This window comes from Bradyrhizobium oligotrophicum S58 (assembly GCF_000344805.1).
Taxonomy (GTDB): domain Bacteria; phylum Pseudomonadota; class Alphaproteobacteria; order Rhizobiales; family Xanthobacteraceae; genus Bradyrhizobium; species Bradyrhizobium oligotrophicum.
Window position 1 is genome coordinate 1,679,131 of sequence record NC_020453.1, and the last position, 18,888, is coordinate 1,698,018.

General features: G+C 63.8%; 14 protein-coding genes. 10 read left to right on the forward strand and 4 right to left on the reverse strand.

The features are described from left to right. Window positions 1-47: 47 nt before the first annotated feature. Window positions 48-1,928, reverse strand: a complete 1,881-nt coding sequence (locus S58_RS07180) for a sigma-54-dependent Fis family transcriptional regulator (RefSeq protein WP_015664601.1) — start codon at window positions 1,926-1,928, stop codon at window positions 48-50. 331 nt (window positions 1,929-2,259) lie between these two features. Between S58_RS07180 and S58_RS07185 the strand changes: the two genes are divergently transcribed. The 10 genes from S58_RS07185 (at window position 2,260) to groEL (ending at window position 12,165) form a co-directional block, all read left to right on the forward strand. After that, the gene (locus S58_RS07185; RefSeq protein ID WP_015664602.1) at window positions 2,260-3,303 is read left to right on the forward strand and encodes an NAD(P)-dependent alcohol dehydrogenase; all 1,044 of its coding nucleotides are present in this window, start codon (window positions 2,260-2,262) and stop codon (window positions 3,301-3,303) included. 15 nt (window positions 3,304-3,318) lie between these two features. Then, window positions 3,319-3,732 (forward strand): hypothetical protein, encoded by a 414-nt coding sequence (locus tag S58_RS07190; protein ID WP_244440719.1) that lies wholly within the window; start codon window positions 3,319-3,321, stop codon window positions 3,730-3,732. Further along, a complete protein-coding gene (locus S58_RS07195; RefSeq protein WP_244440720.1) occupies window positions 3,732-4,004 on the forward strand; it encodes a hypothetical protein in 273 nt (90 codons plus the stop codon). The genes S58_RS07190 and S58_RS07195 overlap by 1 nt, the downstream gene beginning before the upstream one ends. Before the next feature lie 168 nt (window positions 4,005-4,172). Beyond that, window positions 4,173-5,843: an aromatic/alkene/methane monooxygenase hydroxylase/oxygenase subunit alpha gene (locus S58_RS07200; RefSeq protein ID WP_015664605.1), complete on the forward strand. Its 1,671-nt coding sequence runs from the start codon at window positions 4,173-4,175 to the stop codon at window positions 5,841-5,843. A 71-nt stretch (window positions 5,844-5,914) separates the two neighbouring features. Continuing rightward, complete coding sequence (locus S58_RS07205; protein WP_015664606.1) at window positions 5,915-6,979, forward strand: 2Fe-2S iron-sulfur cluster-binding protein; 1,065 nt, start codon at window positions 5,915-5,917, stop codon at window positions 6,977-6,979. Window positions 6,980-7,027: 48 nt separating this feature from the next. Continuing rightward, the gene (locus S58_RS07210; RefSeq protein ID WP_015664607.1) at window positions 7,028-8,125 is read left to right on the forward strand and encodes an aromatic/alkene monooxygenase hydroxylase subunit beta; all 1,098 of its coding nucleotides are present in this window, start codon (window positions 7,028-7,030) and stop codon (window positions 8,123-8,125) included. Between the two features lie 42 nt (window positions 8,126-8,167). Next, window positions 8,168-8,524 (forward strand): MmoB/DmpM family protein, encoded by a 357-nt coding sequence (locus tag S58_RS07215; protein WP_015664608.1) that lies wholly within the window; start codon window positions 8,168-8,170, stop codon window positions 8,522-8,524. A gap of 104 nt (window positions 8,525-8,628) precedes the next feature. Beyond that, window positions 8,629-9,666 carry an amidohydrolase family protein gene (locus S58_RS07220; protein WP_015664609.1) on the forward strand — a complete coding sequence of 346 codons (1,038 nt, stop codon included), beginning with the start codon at window positions 8,629-8,631 and terminating at the stop codon, window positions 9,664-9,666. Window positions 9,667-9,683: 17 nt separating this feature from the next. Beyond that, window positions 9,684-10,460, forward strand: coding sequence for a metal-sulfur cluster assembly factor (locus tag S58_RS07225; RefSeq protein ID WP_244440721.1), 777 nt, complete (start codon window positions 9,684-9,686; stop codon window positions 10,458-10,460). A gap of 76 nt (window positions 10,461-10,536) precedes the next feature. Continuing rightward, complete coding sequence (gene groEL / locus S58_RS07230; RefSeq protein ID WP_015664611.1) at window positions 10,537-12,165, forward strand: molecular chaperone GroEL; 1,629 nt, start codon at window positions 10,537-10,539, stop codon at window positions 12,163-12,165. Between the two features lie 131 nt (window positions 12,166-12,296). Here groEL and S58_RS07235 read toward each other — a convergent pair whose 3' ends face one another. The 3 genes from S58_RS07235 to S58_RS07240 all read right to left on the reverse strand — a co-directional run bounded on the left by S58_RS07235 (window position 12,297) and on the right by S58_RS07240 (window position 18,211). Next, entirely contained in the window at window positions 12,297-14,228 is a 1,932-nt protein-coding gene (locus S58_RS07235) for a sigma-54-dependent Fis family transcriptional regulator (RefSeq protein WP_015664612.1), read from the reverse strand. Between the two features lie 792 nt (window positions 14,229-15,020). Further along, on the reverse strand, window positions 15,021-15,608 hold the full coding sequence (locus S58_RS37345; RefSeq protein ID WP_144058264.1) for a hypothetical protein: 588 nt from the start codon (window positions 15,606-15,608) through the stop codon (window positions 15,021-15,023). An 860-nt stretch (window positions 15,609-16,468) separates the two neighbouring features. After that, window positions 16,469-18,211: a winged helix-turn-helix domain-containing protein gene (locus S58_RS07240; protein WP_015664613.1), complete on the reverse strand. Its 1,743-nt coding sequence runs from the start codon at window positions 18,209-18,211 to the stop codon at window positions 16,469-16,471. Between the last annotated feature and the right edge of the window lie 677 nt (window positions 18,212-18,888).

The following is an 18,888-nucleotide window of genomic DNA, read 5'->3' on the forward strand; positions in this document are numbered from 1 at the left end:
TCCGCTGTGATCGTTCGACTGTGATCGTTCGCGCCGTGTGGCTGATGTCAGCCCGGCTTGCCGCGTAGCGCGCGATAGACGGTGTTGCGCGAGATGCCGAGACGGCGCGCGGTCTTGCTGATGTTGTGGCCGGTTTCGCTGTAGGTGTTCAGCACATGCGCGCGCTGGATCTCATGCAGATCGGCCGGCGCGCGGTCGTCCGCCGTCGCCTTCGTCGGCGCGCGCTCAGGTCTGCCGGGGGCGATGAGGGACGAGACCGCGGCGGCGTCGATCACGGGGCCGGTCTCGTGGAGCGAGAGGCGCGCCAGGACATTGCGCAGCTCGCGGATGTTGCCGTCCCAGTCGCGCTGCGCGAGCCGCGCGATGGCGGCCTCGGACAGCCCGATCGACGGATCGATCTTCTGCATCAGATGGCGGGCGAGCTCGGCGAAGTCGGTGCGCTCGCGCAGCGGCAGCAAGGTCACTTCGAGCGTGTTGAGGCGAAACAAGAGATCGGACCTGAAGCGCCCCCTCGCGATGGCGTCGTCGAGATCGGCGTTGGTGGCCGAGACCAGCAGCACGTCGACCTCGCGCTTGCTGCCGCCGACCGGCCGCACCGTCCAGTCGTCGAGGAAGCGCAGCAGCACCGCCTGCAGCGTCACCGGCATGTCGCCGATCTCGTCGAGGAACAGCGTGCCGCCATCGGCCTCCTTGAACAGGCCCACCGAGCCGCCTTTCCTTGCGCCCGTGAAGGCGCCCTCGGTGTAGCCGAACAGCTCGGCCTCGATCAGGCTGTCGGGAAGGGCGGCGCAGTTGACCGCGACGAAGGATCCTGTGCGACGGCTCGCCGCGTGGGCGTGGCGCGCCATCTGCTCCTTGCCGGTGCCGGTCTCGCCGCGAATGAGAATCGGCATTTTCCGCGCGGCAGCGACCGCGACGCGCTGCACGATGGCCGCGATCCGCGAATCGGCGGAGACGAAGGTTGTCGCAGTCGGCTTCGGCGGCGCCGGCCGCGGTGCCGGCAGGCGATGCGTCATCGGGAATTGGCGGGTGTTCTCGATCGTCGCGACGAACTGGCTGCCGACGTCATCCTCGAGCCGCTGGCGCTCGTTGCGCCGGCCCTCGTCGACGAAGTCGCTGAAGCGCGCGCGGAACACGTCGCCGAAGCGGCGCCCCGCCGAGGCCGGCAGCCCGTGCAGCAGCACGCGCGCGGCGCGGTTGGCGGCGAGGATCTGGCCGTCATTGTCGACCGCGAGCAGCCCGGCGCTGAGCGTGTGCAGATATTCGCCGCGGTTGTGGAAGGCGATCAGGATGTTGCCGCGATGCTGCTCGCGGAACAGGCCGTTCTCGATCTGCGTCGCGGCCATCGCGACCAGCGCCTGGGTGTGGGCCTGGCGCGACATGCAGTCGGAGGATGCGTCGAGGATGCCGGCGACCTCGCCGTCCGGCGCGAAGATCGGCGCCGCCACGCAGGTCAGATTGTTGTAGCGGGCGAAGAAGTGCTCGCGGCCATGCACGACGATCGGCCGCTTGAGATAGGCCGCGGTGCCGAGCCCGTTGGTGCCGCAGATCGTCTCGGTCCAGATCGCGCCGGCGCGGATGCAGGCCGCATCCGATGCGCAGCTGAAGCTGGAGTCCGAGATGATGTCGAGCAGCAGTCCCTCTGCGGTGGCGAACGCGATCATGAAATTGGAGCCGGCGATCTGCTGGTGCAGCGTGTGCATTTCGGCGAGCGCCAGGCCGCGCACCAGCGAGCAGCGCTGCTGCTCCTGCCGCAGCACCGCCGCGTCGACGAATTCGGGCGAGGGCGGACGCAGCGCATCGAGGCCGAGGCCGATGCAGCGCATCCAGCTGTCGTAGATGTCGGCCGACAGCACATCGGCCGGCAGATGGCCGTGATCGTCGAGCTTCATCCACGCGCCGTCGACGCGCCGGCTGGCTGGCAGCATCGTCGTATCCTCCCGCTCTTGGCCGTTTCCCCGTCCATTGCAGCTGCTTGATTGTTAGTTATGTGCTGCTCGGCGGATCATAGAGCAATCGAGCGGAAATCCAAATTCGACCCGTGACGCCGGACGCCGTCTTCGCATCGCGAAAACTGTTCCGTCTCGGAACAGTTGTGCAATCAGCTTTGATCCGCAGCGGACCGAAGCACGGCGCGGGCGCGCGGAAGAACGTCCGGATTATCAGCTTGTTAGCTCGCTGGCATAGCTCTTGCTGAACTCTGGTCAATGGCACGCTGATCAAGTTGCCGTGCAAAACAAAAATATCCGGGGGAGTTCGATGAAGGCTGCTGTTCTCCATGCATTCGATGAAACGCTGACGGCCAAGGAATTCGTCAGATATGAGGAGGTCACCGATCCGAAGATCGCGCGTCCGATGGACGTGATCGTGCGGATCGGCGGCGCCGGCGTCTGCCGCACCGACCTGCACATCGTCGAAGGAATTTGGCGCAGCAAGGTCGACGTCAAGCTTCCCTACATCATGGGTCATGAGAACGCCGGCTGGGTCGAGGCCGTCGGTCCCGGTGTCGAAGGCGTCAAGGTCGGTGACAGCGTGATCTGCCATCCGCTGGTGACCAGCGGCCATTGCCTGGCGTGCCGGCGTGGCAATGACATGCACGCGCTCGACAGCTCCTTTCCCGGCATCAACGCCAATGGCGGCTACGCGCAATATCTGCTCACCGGCCAGCGCGCCCTGATCAAGCTGCCGAAGTCGCTGACGCCAAAGGACGTCGCTCCGTACACAGATGCCGGCCTGACCGCCTATCGTGCGGCCAAGAAGGCGTCGCGTCATCTGCTGCCGGGCGAGTATGCGGTGGTGATCGGGGCCGGCGGCCTCGGCCATATCGGCATCCAGGTTCTCGCAGCACTGTGCGCGGCGGAGATCATCGTCGTCGACCGCTCCGCCGACTCGCTCGAGCTCGCCAGGACATGCGGCGCCCATCATCTGGTGAAAGCCGGCGAGAGCGCGGTCGAAGCCGTGCTGGCCCTGACCGGCGGCCGTGGCGCGGAGGCCGTCATCGACTTCGTCGGCGAGGGCGACGCGATCGCCAAGGGCCTCGCGATGACGGCGAATGCCGGCTCCTATTACATCGTCGGCTATGGCGGCAAGATCGACATCCCGACCATCGACATGATCACGACGGAAAAGACCATCGTCGGCAATCTCGTCGGCACCTATGCCGAGCTGGTCGAGCTGATGGCGCTGGCCGATCGTGGCCTCGTGAACCTGCATACCAGGGAATACAGGCTCAGCGAGGCAAACGAGGCGCTGCATGACCTGCATCATGGCCGCATTCACGGGCGCGCGGTGCTGATTCCGTAGCGCGAGCGCAGCGAGATGCTCGGCGTCGATCCTCATCATCGAACGAGAGTGATCAGTGTGACGAAGTCCAGCGAAGGCGGGCCACAGATCACGGCGGAAGAAGCGGCCCGGCTGCAGCTCGCGCGCGAGCGGATGATTGCGCGGCACAGACTGATCGAGGGCATCATTCGCAACAACGAGCAGCAGCTCAGGAACGAGAGCGCCCGCGGCGGCGCGGAAATCGAGCTGGAATGCGCACGGCGCGACCTCGCGGGGGCGCAGGGCGGCAGCGCCGCCAGGGACGAGTTCGACAGGGTCGTCGATCGTCTCGGCAAGCTACGTGACGAGCACGCGCGGCTGGTCGCCGAGCGCGAGTGGCTCAACCACGCATTATTGGAATTCGACAGCACGCCCACGGATGACGACCACAAGCGGACGGGACACGCATGATGAGCAAGGTCGACATCAGCAGGCTAAACCTCAGGACATCAGGTGCGTCGGCCTCGGCCGTGCCGCCACCTCAGCAAGCTGAACAAGCAGAAGAAGACCGGTCGAAGGACGCGTTCTTCGCGCAGGTCGGCGAGATCGCCGAGGCGATGATCGCGCGGCACGGTCGTGAGTTTGCCACGGGCACGCTGGTGCTGGCGGCGAAGTTCGTCGCGGAAGGCCGGCCATTGGTCAGCCGCGGCACGGAGGCCGGCAGCACCGCCAAGCCGGTCTGAAATGCTGATTCGTTGCGGGAGTGAAAGTCAATTTTCGGAACTCAAAGTTGATGGGCAGACGTGAATTTGCAGGAGACGTCGCGGAAGCAGCCGTTGGTCGCCGCTGCTGCGATCGGATGATCAAGGCCTGAATGCAGAAAACTGGTGCAACGTTCAAAGGAGAAGGAAATGTCTGCAAGTCTGACGCTGAATAAGATTACGGCCCAGAAGGGCATCACGATCGCTGAGGCCGCAAACCGCGTCGCGGATCTCGGCTGGACGCCGAGCTACGTCCAGGAAGCGATGACCTTCCCGACCGACTACAAGATTTCGAAGACTCCGCGCGATCCGATGAAGCAGGTGCTGCGATCGTATTTCCCGATGCAGGAGGAGAAGGACAACCGGGTCTACGGCGCGCTCGACGCGGCGTTGCGCGGCGACATGTTCCGCAACGTTGAGCCGCGCTGGGTCGAGTGGATGAAGCTGTTCCTGGCGATCATCCCGTTCCCGGAGATTTCGGCTGCGCGGTCGATGGCGATGGTCGGCCGGCTCGCGCCGGGCGAGGAGCTGCGCACCGGCTTCACGATGCAGATGGTCGACGAGTTCCGGCACTCGACGATCCAGATGAACCTCAAGAAGTGGTACATGGAGAACTACATCGATCCGGCCGGGTTCGACATCACCGAGGCGGCGTTCGGCAAGTGCTACGCGACGACGATCGGCCGCCAGTTCGCCGAGGGCTTCCTGACCGGCGATGCGATCACCGCAGCCAACGTCTACCTCACGGTGGTCGCCGAGACCGCGTTCACGAACACCTTGTTCGTGGCGATGCCGTCGGAAGCCGCCCGCAATGGCGACTACGCGCTGCCGACCGTGTTCCTGTCGGTGCAGTCGGACGAATCGCGCCACATCGGCAACGGCCACTCGATGCTGATGGCGATGATCAACGATCCGTCGAACCACCAGCTGCTCGAGCGCGACCTGAAATATGCCTTCTGGCAGAACCATGCGATCGTCGACGCGGCGATCGGCACCTTCATCGAATACGGCACCACCAACCGCGACAAGAACAAGGAGTCCTATGCGGAGCTCTGGCACCGCTGGATCTATGAGGACTATTATCGCACCTACATGCTGCCGCTGGAGAAATACGGCATCAAGATCCATCACGACGACGTCGCCGCCGCCTGGGATCGCATCGTCAAGAAGAACTACGTCCACAAGACCGCGCAGTTCTTCGCGGTCGGCTGGTCGGCGAATTTCTGGCGGATCGAAGCCCAGACCGAAAAGGACTTCGAGTGGTTCGAGCACAAATATCCGGGCTGGTACGCCGAGTTCGGCGACTTCTGGAAGTGGTACGCGAAGCTGAGCGTGCCGGGCGAGACCAACATCATCTTCAACAGCGACGTCGGCTACGTCTACCCGCATCGCTGCTGGAGTTGCATGGTGCCTTGCCTGATCCGCGAAGACTTCGTCTGCGACGAGGTCGACGGCAAGATCTACACCTATTGCTCGGAAGGCTGCCGCTGGACCCACAAGGTGGCGTTCGCCGCCGAATATGAAGGCCGCGCGACGCCGGCGATGGGGCGCTTCAGCGGTCGCCGCGAATGGGAAGACTGCTATCACGGCTGGGACATCGCCGACGCGATCAAGGATCTCGGCTTCGTCCGTCCCGACGGCAAGACCCTGACGGCCCAGCCGCACCTGCGGTTCGATGCCAAGGACATGTGGACGCTCGATCACGTGCGCGGCCACCAGCTCGGCAGTCCGCTGCGCGGCTTCCGCGCGCTCTCGCCGATCGAACGCGAGGTCGCGGTCGCCGACTATCGCAAGGGCTTCACGATCAATCCTTGCCACTGACGATGTCGAGGCAGGGAGCCGGTCCGCCGGCTCCCTGCCGCCACCAGGCGCGCGTTTTCGGAGAAGTGTCGATGTCGGTTGATACGGGGGTGATGATGGCGGGTTTGCAGGTTCACAAGGTTCGGTTCGAGCCTGTCGGGATCGAGATGGAGGTCGAGGAAGGCGAGACCGTTCTCGATGCGGCATTCCGTCAGGGCATCTCGCTGATGCATGGCTGCAAGGAAGGCCAGTGCGGGAGCTGCAAGTCGAAGCTCGTCGATGGCGACATCGAGCTGATGAAATACTCGACCTTCGCCCTGCCGGACTACGAGAGCGAGAACGGCCACGTGCTGCTGTGCCGGACGCACGCCTACAGTGATGTCAGCTTCGAGCTGCTCAATTACGACGAGGACCTGCTCAGCCGGTCGATCGCAGTCAAGTCGTTTCGCGGACGCGTGGCCGGCATCACGGCGCTGACGTCGGACATCCGCCTGCTGGAGATCGAGATCGACAGACCGATGAAATTCTGGGCCGGCCAGTATGTCGATTTGACGATCGACGATGGCCGCATCACCCGTGCGTTCTCGATGGCGAACGCGCCGGGCGAGGGCACGCGGCTCAGCTTCATCATCAAGAAGTATCCGAATGGCGCCTTCTCGTCGCAGCTCGACGGCGGGCTCGGCGTCGGCAGCCTCGTGATGGCGAAGGGCCCGTATGGCACCTGCTTTCGGCGCGAACAGCGGCCCGGCCCGATGCTGCTGATCGGCGGCGGCTCCGGAATGTCGCCGCTGTGGTCGATTCTGGCCGATCACATCGCCAGCGGCGAACAGCGGCCGATCCGGTTCTTCTACGGCGCGAGGTCTCGTGCCGATCTGTTCTACCTCGACCAGGTGGCGGCGATCGGCGAGCAGCTTGCGGATTTCAAGTTCGTGCCGGCGCTGTCGCATGCGACGCCTGACGACCATTGGGACGGCGAGACCGGCTTCGTCCATGAGGTCGTCGCGCGCCATCTGCGCGAAGAACAGCTGGCGGGGGCGATCGACGCCTATGCCTGCGGTCCGACGCCGATGATCGATGCCGTGCTGCCGGTCCTGCAGGTCAATGGCGTCGAGCCGGATCACATCTATTTCGACAAGTTTACGCCGGCGGTGCGATGACGGCGTTCGGAAATCGTCGCAACACAAGAGCAAAAGAGGGAGGCCATCATGAATGTGCAAGCAGGCAGCGCCACGGCGGAGCCGTCGGTCGTCAAATCGGGAGCGGCGGGATCCGCAGTCTTTCCCGGCTCCGACAGCCGCAAATACAACTATTTCGAGCCGAAGGGCCGCAAGGCGACCCACTATGAGGACATGACCGTCGACGTCCAGCCCGATCCGGAGCGCTATCTGCTGCAGGACTGGATCATCTCGTTCCCCGACGGCACGCCGACGTACAGCAAGGACTGGACGGCGGCGAAGAGCTCCAACTGGCACAAGTTCCGCGCGGTCGACCAGGAATGGGAGCGCACGCACTATCAGCGGCAGTCGACGATCTGCGGCATGGTGCAGAACACCATCGAGAACGGCCGCAAGTCCGGCGCGCCGGCGCGCTTCGACCCGGCCTGGGTGAAGATCCTGCAGAACCATCTCGGCGCCTTCAAGCACGCCGAGTTCGGGCTGGGCACGTCGACCATGCAGGCGCAGCGCTATGGCTACACCCAGATGGTCAACAACGCGATCCTGACCAACTCGTCCTACAAACTGCGCTTTGCCCAGGACATCACGCTCTATCTGAGCGAGATCGCGCTCGACCTGCCAGGCTTCGACGTCAACGCCGGCAAGACGCATTGGCTCGAGGATCCGATCTGGCAGGGCGTGCGCAAGTCGATCGAGTCGGTGATGGGGTCGAACGACTATCTCGAGCAGTACTTCGCGACCAACGTCGTGTTCGAACCGCTGGTCGGCGAGCTGTTCCGGTCCGGGTTCCTGATGCAGGCCGCGTCGGCGCAGAACGACTTCATCACGCCGGCGGTGGTGTCGGCTGCGGAGGCCGATTACGAGCGCAATCTCGCCAACACGGTCGAGCTGTTCCACATCCTCGGCACCGACCCCACGCATGCGGCGCACAACATCGCGCTGTTCAACAAATGGCTGACCAAGCACGCCGAGCTTGCGCTCGACGCCGCCAACCGGTTGCAGCCGATCTGGTCGCAGCCGCGCGTCAAGGTCGTGACCTTCGGCGACGCGCTCGCGCAGGCCAAGAACCGGATCAGGGGCATTGCCGCGGAGCTTGGCCTGACGGTTCCGGCCGGTCTCACCTCGTAGCCGAACCCCACGCCGATCGATCAAACCGTCAGGAGAGCGACCATGATGCACGAAGCCGACAACATCTTCAAATCGATGAAGGACATCAAGTTCGAGGACACGGTGTCCCATCAATGCGGGGTCACCATGAACGACAGTGTCGAGGCGCGCGCCATCGCCGACGTGATGAGCCGTCACGACCACATCACGGTGACTTACATGCCGGCGATGATCCGGATCGACGGTATCGGCAAGATGGAATTCAAAATGGACGAGATCTCGGAGGAGCTCGGTCGTGAGATGACGCCGCATCTGTTCGAGATCGCGACCTCGACCCACTACGGCCGGATGGTCATGATCGACGACAACACCGTGATGCTGTTCGGCGACATGAACGAAATGATGAAATACATCGTGTGATCAGGCGGCGCAGAACGCCCGGCCGGCTTCTGGCCGGCCGGGCCAATCGGGCGATGCCGTCATGGCGCGCCTCACAACATCCATTTGGGAGCGGGAGACGCGCAATGTACAGGACGGCGACGGGTGAAGAGATATTCGTGATCGACGGCCATACCCATTTCTGGGACGGCAGTCCGGCGAACCAGAAGAACATTCACGGCAAGCAGTTCATCGACTGCTTCTATGCCTATCATTCCAATCTCAGTCCGCCCTCGGAGAAGTGGGAGAAGGAGAAGTTCGAGAAGTACGACGCGAAAACGATGTTCGAGGACCTGTTCGTCTCCGGCTATGACGACATGGCGATCCTGCAGCCGACCTACCTGACCGATTTCTACAAGAACGGCTTCAATACGACCGAACGCAATGCCGCGATGAAGAAGAGCCACCCGGACCGCTTCATTCTCAACGGCGCGTTCGACCCGCGGGACGGCAGCAAGGGCCTGGAGGATCTCCACGCGTTGGCGGAGAAGCACAAGCTCAAGGGCGTCAAGCTGTACACGGCGGAATGGCGCGGCGAATCCAAGGGCTACAAGCTGTCCGACAAGGAATCCTACAAGTATCTAGAAGCGGCGCAGAAGCTCGGCATCAAGAACGTTCACGTCCACAAGGGCCCGACCATCATCCCCTTGAATCGTGACGCGTTCGACGTCGCCGACATCGACGACGTCGCGACGTCGTTCCAGGATCTGAATTTCATCGTCGAGCATTGCGGGCTGCCGCGGCTGGACGACTTCTGCTGGATCGCGACCCAGGAGACCAACGTCTACGCAGGTATCGCCGTGGCGCTGCCGTTCATCCATTCGCGTCCCGGCTATTTCGCTCACGTGATGTCGGAGCTGCTGTTCTGGCTCGGGCCGGACAAGATCCTCTATGGCAGCGACTACGGCATCTGGACGCCGAAATGGCTGATCGACAAGTTCATGGCGTTCGAGATTCCGGAGGACATCACCAAGGAGACCGGCTCGGTGCTGACCTTGGAGAACAAGACCAAGATCCTCGGTCTCAACGCAGCCCGGCTCTACGGCATCGATGTCGAAGCCCAGAAGCAGAAGATCCGGGCCGGTGGCGGATACGCGCATCTCGCCGAACCCGTACCGGCGTAAGCGCCATGAGCGGGCGCGTGGCAAGGTGCCTGCCGGAACGGGACCGGCAGGCCGATGAGAGGCAGATCGAGACCAGGCAGGCCGAGCTGTGGGCCTGCCTGCATGCTGTGACGGATCCGGAGCTCGATGAATCCGTGGTCGATCTCAACTTCGTCACCAGGGCGGATGTCGACGCGGCCAACCATGTCGACATCGAATTCCGGCTGCCGACCTATTGGTGTGCCGCCAACTTCTCGTTCCTGATGGCGGACGACATGCGCCGTGCCGTCAGCGCGCTCGACTGGGTGGAAAGCGTCAGTGTGGTCCTCGGCGAGCACATGTATGCCGACAAGATCAATGCCGGCCTGGCGCAGGGCCTGTCGTTTCAGGAGACGTTCGGCGTCGAGGCCGACGGCGAGCTGGATGATCTGCGCCGGACGTTTCTCCTCAAGGCGTTCCAGCGCCGCCAGGTCGCCCTGCTCAATCATCTCACGGAGCTCGGACACGTGCCGGATACGATCACCGCGCTCAACCTAGCGGAGCTTCGTTGCCTTCCCGTCGACGACGAGGGTGACAGGCTGCGGCGGCGTTATCTCGAGCGGCGGGATGTGGTGGCGGCCGCCCGCGACGAGACGCCGGCTTTTGTCAATGCCGCGGGAGTGCCGCTGCGCGCCGATGGATTTGCCGCCTACGTCTCAGGGCTGAGACGGGTCGGTATCAACGCGGAATTCAACAGTGCGCTGTGCCGCGGTCTGCTGTCGGTGCGTTTCGATCTCGAGACGCCGTTCGTTCCAAGAGCACGCGCCTCGGCCTGACCGGCCGGGGAACAACAACAACAGTCGCGCCGGCCATCACGGCGGCGAACGACCAGTCCAATGGGAGGTTAGGACCATGCCGAAGATCATGCTGCATGATGAAGCCGCGCGGGCCGCATTGGGACGCGGTGTTGCCAAGCTTGCCAAGGCGGTGCGCGGAACCTTGGGGCCGAAGGGGATGAACGCGATCATGGACCGTCCGATCGGAACGCCGATCGTGTCGCGCGATGGCGTCAGCATCGCCAGCGAGATCGAGCTCGAATGTCCGTTCGAGAACATGGGCGCACAGGTGCTGCGCGAGGTGTCGAAGCAGACCAACGATATCGCGGGCGACGGCACCACGACGGCGACGGTGCTCGCCGACGTGCTGGTGCAGGACGGCCTGAAGAGCCTCGCCGCCGGCGCCAATCCGGTGGAATTGGTGGCGGGCCTCGAACTGGCGGTGGCGGAGACGATCAAGAACCTGAAGCGGTCCGCAATGGCGCTGCAGGGATCGGCAGGCCTGCGGGCGGTCGCAAGCATCGCAGCCAACGACATTGCGCTCGGCGACATGGTCGCAGAAGCCTTCGAGCGTGCCGGAACGCACGGGATCGTCGCGGTCGAATATGGCAGCACCGTCCAGACGGTTCTGGAAGTCGTCGAAGGCATGGCGTTCGAGCGCGGCTATCTCTCGCATCACATGGTGACGGATGTGGAGCGCATGCAGGTCGTTCTCGACAATCCGTTTATTCTCATGACCGACCACAAGATCCAGAGCGGCGAGCAGCTCGCCGGCGTGATCTCGCTGGTGGAAAGGAGCGGCCGTCCCTTGCTGATCATCGCGGAGGAAGTCGCGCCCGTCGTGATCATGCAGCTGCTGGCGCGCCGCGAGAAGAGCAACTTCAAGGTCGCTGCGATCCATCCGCCGGAGTTCGGCCATTGGCGCAAGGCCATGCTGGAGGATATCGCCATCACCACCGGCGGCCGTGTGATCTCGGTCGATCTGGGCGGCCGGCTGGAAAAGGCCGAGCTGCAGGATCTCGGTGCCGCCCGTCAGGTCCGGATCTCCGCGTCCAAGACCTTGATCACGGCAGGGGCCGGCGACCCGGCCAAGATTGCTGCGCGTCGCGAGCAGGTGATGCGGCAATATGAGGCGGCGCCTGAGAATATCGAGCGCGACAAGTTTCAGGAGCGCATCGCCAAGCTCTCCGGCGGCACGGCGATGATCCTGGCGGGAGGAGCGACGCCCGTCGAACAGAAGCGTCGAACCCAGCTGATCGAGGACGCGATCAATGCGACGCGGGCCGCGATCGAGGAGGGCATCGTCCCAGGCGGCGGCTTTGCGCTGGTGAAGGCGGCGCCGAAGCTCGACGACCTGATCAGCGGCCTGGACGGCAGCGTGAGGCAGGGCGCCGAACTGCTGCAGCGCGCGCTCAGCCGTCCGCTGTTTCATATCGCCGCGAATGCCGGCCTCGATGCCGAGGCGGAGGTCAAGAAGGTCGCCAAGGGCGCCAACGGTCACGGTCTCGACGCGCGCAACGGCGCGTCGGTCGATCTCGTCAAGGCCGGCATCGTCGATCCGGTCAAGGTCTGCTACAGCGCGGTTCGCAATGCCGCCTCCGTCGCCGGGCTGATCCTCACGACGCAGACGCTCATTGCGAAGAAGCCGGACGATTATGATCCCACCGCTGGTCCGGCGCTGGGCGGGGGCGCCGAGCGGCTTTGAGCCGCGCGGCCTTGCGCTGCAGGTGAGCAACCGTGAAGCCGGGTGTCGACACTCGGATTCACGGCGATGCGTCGCGCCCGGGGAGACGATCTTGGTGTAGACCCGCGACGCGTCGCGAACTACGCCTCGGACTATGGCCGTGGCTGTCCGAGCGCGCGGTAGATCGTATTTCTGGACACGCCGAGACGCCGCGCGGTCTCGCTGACATTGCCCGACGTTTCCGCGTAGACCATCAGGATGCGGGCGCGCTGGACGTCCTGGAGCGATCCTGCAGCCGGCGGTGCAGCAGCTGGACCGAGCATGGTGTCGACGCAGGCCAGGTCGATCATCCCGCTGGACACGCCGAGCGTGAGGCGGGCCAGCATGTTGCCGAGCTCGCGGATGTTGCCGTGCCAATGGTTCGGCGCAAGTCGCGCCAGCGCCTCGGGCGTGATGTCGCATGCGGGATCGATCTTGCGCAACAATTGGCGCGCGATGGCGTCGAAGTCGCAGCGGTCGCGCAGGCGCGGCAGCCGGACCTCGAGCGTGTTGAGGCGGTAGAGCAGGTCGGAGCGGAAGCGCCCCTCGGCGATGGCCCGGTCGAGCGCGGCATTGGTCGCAGACACCAGGAAGACATCGACCTTGTAGGCGGAGCCGCCGACCGGCCGCACCGTCCAGTCATCGAGAAGCCGCAGCAGCACGCCCTGGAGCGCGACCGGCATGTCGCCGATCTCGTCGAGAAACAGCGTGCCGCCGTTCGCCTCCTTGACCAGCCCGCCTGCGCCGCCCTGTCGCGCGCCGGTGAACGCGCCGTCGGCATAGCCGAACAGCTCGGCCTCGACCAGGCTGTCGGGCAGGGCGGCGCAATTGATTGCGACGAACGCGCCGGCGCGTCCGCTGGCGGCATGCGCATGGCGCGCCAGCTGTTCCTTGCCGGTCCCGGTCTCACCGCGGATCAGGATCGGCATCTTGCGTATCGCCGCGCTTTCGACGCGCCGGACGATCGCGAGCACGTTCGGGTCCTGGGCGACGAAGCCGGGGCTCTTGTTGCTCGTCGGCTTTGCTGGAGGGGACGATGTCTGCGCGTTTCGCGACGGAGCCGACAGCGGGATGTCGCCGCGCTGACGAGGCTCTTTCGCGGTGGAGCTGCTGCGATCCATCGCTGCGCGCCGCCGGGCATGCATGACGACGATCGCGCCCACACCGGTGCTGCCGTGCTTGACCAGTTCGAAGCTCGCATGCGGCAGGATCTCCCTGAGCTTGGCCGGCCAGTCCTCGAACTGGACCGTCTTCAGGAAGCGCGTCGGCGCGTCGCCGTCGGTGTTGAGGCCGTTGTCCCTCATGGCGCGCAGCCCGCGCTCGGTCGCATGCAGGATGGCGCCGCGCCGGTCGAGCAGGATGCATTCCTCCGTGGCCCATGACGCGCGCTTGGCGATGAAATCGCACAGCAGCTGCTCCTTGTCCTGCCGGTCCTGCTGCGCAAGCACGCTCTCGACGTGATGGCCGACCGCAACCGCCAGCGCCAGGCTCTGCGGATTGAACGTGCTCGCCGGACCCGAGATGTCGACGACGCCGAGCAGCTCGCCGTCGCTCGGGTCGTGAACCGGAACGGCGGCGCAGGTCCAGCGCTGGACCTCGGTGCAGAAATGCTCGGCGCCGTGGATCTGGACGGGTCGCGATTCAGCCAGCGCCGCGCCGATGGCGTTGGTGCCGATGTCCGCCTCGCTCCAGCGTCCGCCGTGCTCCAGATGCACGGTGCGGCCGGCGTCGATGACCCTGGCATCGCCCTGGGTATCGACGATCAGGCCGGTCGGATCGGTGAGGATCATGATCGAGCCGGCTTCGCTCAGGAACGTCTTCGAGTTCTGCAGCGCGCAGCGGGCGGCATGGCGGAGCGATGCATTCTTGGAGCGCTGGCGAAACAGTTCGGCCTCCGCGACCAGCGGCGCCTTGGCGCGATCGACGGTGATGCGGTGCTGCCTGGAGCGCTGCCACGACGCGGCCACCGTCGATCTCAGTTCGCCCGAGAGCGTGCCGCGCTCGACGAATTTCTGCCATGCGGCCCGTACGTCTCGTTGGTCCATTCGGCTCCTCCAACGTGTCGATTCCGCCGCCCACGACCGAGACGCCTCGCGATCGATCCCGAAAGCGAATTTTCGGTGGGGCGAACAGCGCCATCGATCACGCCGCGACGGTCGACTCTTTCGAGTCGTTCGAACCTGAGACTTCCAAATTGTCGGAAAATCGGCGCGCGCATGCGCAGCATCAGGGCGGACGGAGCCGGCCCATCAACCACCTCGCGTTTCACTTCCCCGACGTTCCCGCGCCTTGTCGACGCTGGTAACGACCGACCTTATACGCGTTGGTCGATTGCGCAAAGCGGAACTCACCATGTGGTGGATCAATTCATGCGACAACCAGAAGTGTATATCGATGAACGCTGTCCAGCCACGTTGACACGGGACATCGAGCGGCGCCCCTCATCGTGCGATGCGACATGGATTGAGCACGTCTCATGGCTGCGATGTATTAGCCGGCTACTACAATCGTGTTCTTCTACCGTTGCAGGGATGCCGGCAACTGCACGCTTTGTGCAGAAGAAACCACGATGTGTAGTCCGAGTTTGTTGCGGCCATAGCGCCGTTTCACCCTGGGACTGTTGATTTAGAATGGTTCTTACCGGTCCCCGGTTAGGAACCGCCAATTGTGGCACCCTTTTCCCATCTGGTCGCAAGCGAAATTCGTGCGGTAAACTGCTCGACGGGCAGCGCGGGAGCTGTATAGCGAGACAAGTTCGACGAAGGATGCCGCGCTTCGAGGTCAAGTTTCTCACCGGAGGTGGAGGTGACCGATATCCGATCGCTTGGTGAGGATGCTCATTCATCGAGCAACAAGCGTGTCGGGCAGTCGATGTTGAACTTATAAGTACGATTTGCAGGCTCTATCCTGCACTGGTTCAGTGGCGCAGCGTCTCTAATCCAGAAGTGGTAGAGGTACATAGTGCACTCAGACTCGCCCACCGCAGGATGATTGCACTGAAGTGGAATTTCAATCGTTTGTCTCGCGAATACCTCGTCATCCGGCCATACATCGCTCTCATATTGCAATAGAGGAAGATCTGTTCCGAAGGACACAGTCCACCTTCCCCACGCTATCGCGCGATCCGCATCCATCGTCGAGTTGCGGCTCGGGAAATGAATTGCTCTGATGCGTACAGGGAAATCGCCTCGACCCAACTTGGTCCAGTCTTTCCAATTTGTTTCTGCCGTGATTGCTGGAGTAGCAAGAACGGTCAGCCAGATAGCTGCAGTGTAGCAAAAGAGTATTTGACGAATCGTGCTTGCGTGCGAGGTGCGCATTGTTGAGCTTTCTTTTCGGAAGTCGCACGAACTACCTGCAACTTGCTGCACATGACCGATTGTCTGATAGGCACGTATCGTAGCCAGACGCGTGAGTTGCTTCACATGCAGTCCGGGCGTCCCTTTTGCAGGGTTCGATCTGCGATGCCACGGGCCGGTAATCGCACAGTCGTACGAAGGGCTCAGCACATTCGTTGATTTCTTGATCGATACGTGTCTTGTAGCTTCGGAGCTCTTCGCCGCATTTCCGAACGCACGCTGGGCTGGGTTGCGCAGCGGCGAAAGAGATCATGAAATTGGCGGCAATCGCTATAGCGAAGATAATCAATATTGCGCTGAAGCACGGGGATTTCATCGATTTTTCCTCGCCAGCAATGTCGTTTATGTTCTTTACTAAATTGATAGAAGAGGCGAATCATTGATTTGCATCAATCATAAATTGTGGAGAGTTTGATTGCTGTGACCGTGCTGGACCTCAACGGCCGAGCTGATTGGTGAAGGGAGGCGCTTTCGATTGTTGTCGGCATCGACGCGATCGAGAACGTCAATCGCAGGACGCTCGATCTTGTCGTCGCCGACCGTGGCGTCGGCAAACGGTTTTCAGAATCAGCTCGTATTCATGAGCTCCCGGCCGAACATGCATCACCAATTGGCACTCGCGTCTTGGCGCGCACCGAATTCGTCGAGCACGGTCATCTATGTCGACACGCCTTGTATGTTCCTCGGTCGCATGGCGAGCAGCCCCTGCGCGAGACGGAGGATGCCTTCCGAAGAGTTCCCAGCTTTATGTTGGTGTCTTACTGGGAACGTTCGATGTCGCAACGGCTGGAAACGGACGAGGCGGTTAGCCGCCGCAGGTGAAAGGCTGCCGCAAACCGCCGGCCTGGTGGCTGTGGGCTTGAGAAAAATGGAAGGGCCGCTCGGTGTGAGATCATCACCGAGGGGGCCACGGAGCAGCGCCGCCATCACTGCGCCGGCAAGCCTGCGTCGACCATGAGCTGAACGATGCGGCCGGCGGCCTCGCGATACACCGGGCTGGTGTTCTTCATCGGCGGCGCCACGTTGAGCGCCGTCGTGCCGGGCCGCAGCTTCAGTCCCTTCTGGATCGCCGCTTTGGCCTCCTCGGTCTGACCGGCCCTCTGGTAGGTGGCGGCCAGGAGCAAATACGGACGTCCGGACGCGGCCGTGATGGCGATCGAGCGCTGCAGCCACGGCAGGGCGTCGTCGGCGCGATCCATCATCATGTAGGCCCACCCGACACCGAGCAGCCACGTCCAGCGTGAGACCGCCGGCGTGTCGTAGCGATCGGCCTGCTGGAAGGTCGCAAGCGCATCCTCGAAGCGGCCAAGGTGCAGCTGCCCCAGACCGACGAGATACAACGCGAGCCCGTCCCACGGATCGAGGCTCAGGGTTCTGGCGCAGATGACGAGGCTTTCGACGAAACGATTGGTCGCACTGAGGAAGCGGCAATAGGTCTCGAGCACCGCAATCGAGTTCGGCTTCGCGCGCAGGGCGCGCTCCAGGTTCGCGGCCGCCTGGGCCTCGGCCGCGGCGGCGGCATCGGGATTGTACCAGACCATCTGGATGCCGCGCATCTGCAGCGCGGCAAGCGCGACCGCCGCGTCGACATTGTCGGGCTGCTCGGCGAGCGCATTCTGCAGCATGGTCTGCGCCATGCCGAAGCGCTCCTGCGTCACGCTGTTGATCGATGCGGTCGCCTGCTCGATGGCGACCTTGGCGCCGCCGGCCCTGGCACTGAGATCGGCGGGCGATGTTCCGGCCTCCGTCAGCTCGTTGAGACGGCGCGCCAGCACGTCGCCCACGCCTGCGGCGAGCCGTGTCTGCTGCAGCCGCGGGTCGCGCTCGTCGGCGTCGACGGAGATGACCGCGACCGCTTCGACCTTGCCGGTGGCGGTCTGGATCAGGCGCGTTCGCAACGTCCATGATGGTCCGCTGCGCTGCAGCTCACCGCGGATCTCGAAATCCGGCGACGCCGCGGGCGCGGCGGCCTGCTCCGGCTGCGCTGCCGCCGGTCGCGGCGCGATCACGCTGATGGTGTTGATCCTGGCGAAGCCGTCGGTCAGGCGGCCGGCGATCTCCGTTGCCATCATCGGCCCGATCGGGTCATCGCTTGCGTCGGTCAGCGCCATCACTGCGACCACCGGCGGCGTGCGCTTGAAGATGAGGTCCGATCTCAACAGCGGCGCGGCGGCCGCAAGCCCGACGATGGCGCAAAGTCCCGCGACGGCGATGACCGCCATCCGTCCGCCGAGCGCCGGCAGCCATGATGATCTCGCCGGCACTGTGGCCGGCTGCGCGGGCGAGGGGGAGCCGAGGTCGAGCCCGGCGGCCGTGGCGGTCTCGGACGGGTCGACATCGGGCGAAGGGGCCGGGACGTCGGCCGCCGCCGCGACGTCGGCCGTGAAGATGTATCCTCCTCCGGATGCCAATTTGATCGTCTGCCGCCGGTCGTCGCCGAGCGCGCTGCGGATCTCCCGGATGCATTGAAACAGGCTGTCCTCGCCGACATGGATGTCCGGCCAGACCGCCTCCATCAGCTCCTGCTTGCTGAGCACGCGCCCGGGGTTGGCGACCAGCAGCCGCAGCATCTCGAACGTCTTCGGGCGCAGCTTGACCGGCGCGCCATCAGGTCCGCGCAGCTCGGCGTGTTGCTGGTCGAGCTCGAACCCGGCAAAGCGAAGTATCATTCAGCAGACTCTCGGAACGCCGGGCTGTCCGGGCGATAGCGTGCCCATAAGTCGCAAAACCATAGACCGAAATCGGGTCGAAGCGAAAATTTCAGAAAACATCAGAAATGCCGTCTCTATCATAATACCGTTTAGCTCGATGATTTGACGTTGGCCCACGTCTTTCCCCGCCTCCGCTTCAGCGAGCAAAGGAGCCCGCCGTCAGCCGTTCGCAAGAGGCGCGCGGCAGCCGCCGATGGCAATTTACGGGGTCGCTTCGGGGACATTCCGGCCCTGGCTGTAATGGCAGGTGTAATCCGGTCACAAGTGGATCGGGCAGCTTTGCGCGCCCTTACATCAATATTTCAGAAAATTTCAGAATCCAGCCCGGGCTTCCTCAGGACATCCCATCGTGCAGATGAGACACGAATGCTCGAAGGAATGACCGTCCGACAATGACCTGAACAGGTCTTGCAGGAGGTCTTCGCCGCGACCCAACGACGGCAGGGGCATGACGCTGAGCACGGACGAGATTCTGGATCATCCGGCCGACGAGCTGAGCGTTCGCGGTCGGCCGCAATCGCTGCCCGCGATGCGCGAGGCCGCTGCTCTGGCCGATCTTCGCGACCCGGCCGTGATGGTTAACAGCACAGGCCGCGCTCGCGCAACGTCTTCCCAGTCCGGTCGGGGCCCGGAAT

Bases quoted from the DNA above. Each gene is read 5' to 3' on its own strand.
- S58_RS07180 (WP_015664601.1), bottom strand. From the start codon at position 1,928: ATGCTGCCAGCCAGCCGGCGCGTCGACGGCGCGTGGATGAAGCTCGAC.
- S58_RS07185 (WP_015664602.1), top strand. From the start codon at position 2,260: ATGAAGGCTGCTGTTCTCCATGCATTCGATGAAACGCTGACGGCCAAG.
- S58_RS07190 (WP_244440719.1), top strand. From the start codon at position 3,319: ATGCTCGGCGTCGATCCTCATCATCGAACGAGAGTGATCAGTGTGACG.
- S58_RS07195 (WP_244440720.1), top strand. From the start codon at position 3,732: ATGAGCAAGGTCGACATCAGCAGGCTAAACCTCAGGACATCAGGTGCG.
- S58_RS07200 (WP_015664605.1), top strand. From the start codon at position 4,173: ATGTCTGCAAGTCTGACGCTGAATAAGATTACGGCCCAGAAGGGCATC.
- S58_RS07205 (WP_015664606.1), top strand. From the start codon at position 5,915: ATGTCGGTTGATACGGGGGTGATGATGGCGGGTTTGCAGGTTCACAAG.
- S58_RS07210 (WP_015664607.1), top strand. From the start codon at position 7,028: ATGAATGTGCAAGCAGGCAGCGCCACGGCGGAGCCGTCGGTCGTCAAA.
- S58_RS07215 (WP_015664608.1), top strand. From the start codon at position 8,168: ATGATGCACGAAGCCGACAACATCTTCAAATCGATGAAGGACATCAAG.
- S58_RS07220 (WP_015664609.1), top strand. From the start codon at position 8,629: ATGTACAGGACGGCGACGGGTGAAGAGATATTCGTGATCGACGGCCAT.
- groEL (WP_015664611.1), top strand. From the start codon at position 10,537: ATGCCGAAGATCATGCTGCATGATGAAGCCGCGCGGGCCGCATTGGGA.
- S58_RS07235 (WP_015664612.1), bottom strand. From the start codon at position 14,228: ATGGACCAACGAGACGTACGGGCCGCATGGCAGAAATTCGTCGAGCGC.
- S58_RS07240 (WP_015664613.1), bottom strand. From the start codon at position 18,211: ATGATACTTCGCTTTGCCGGGTTCGAGCTCGACCAGCAACACGCCGAG.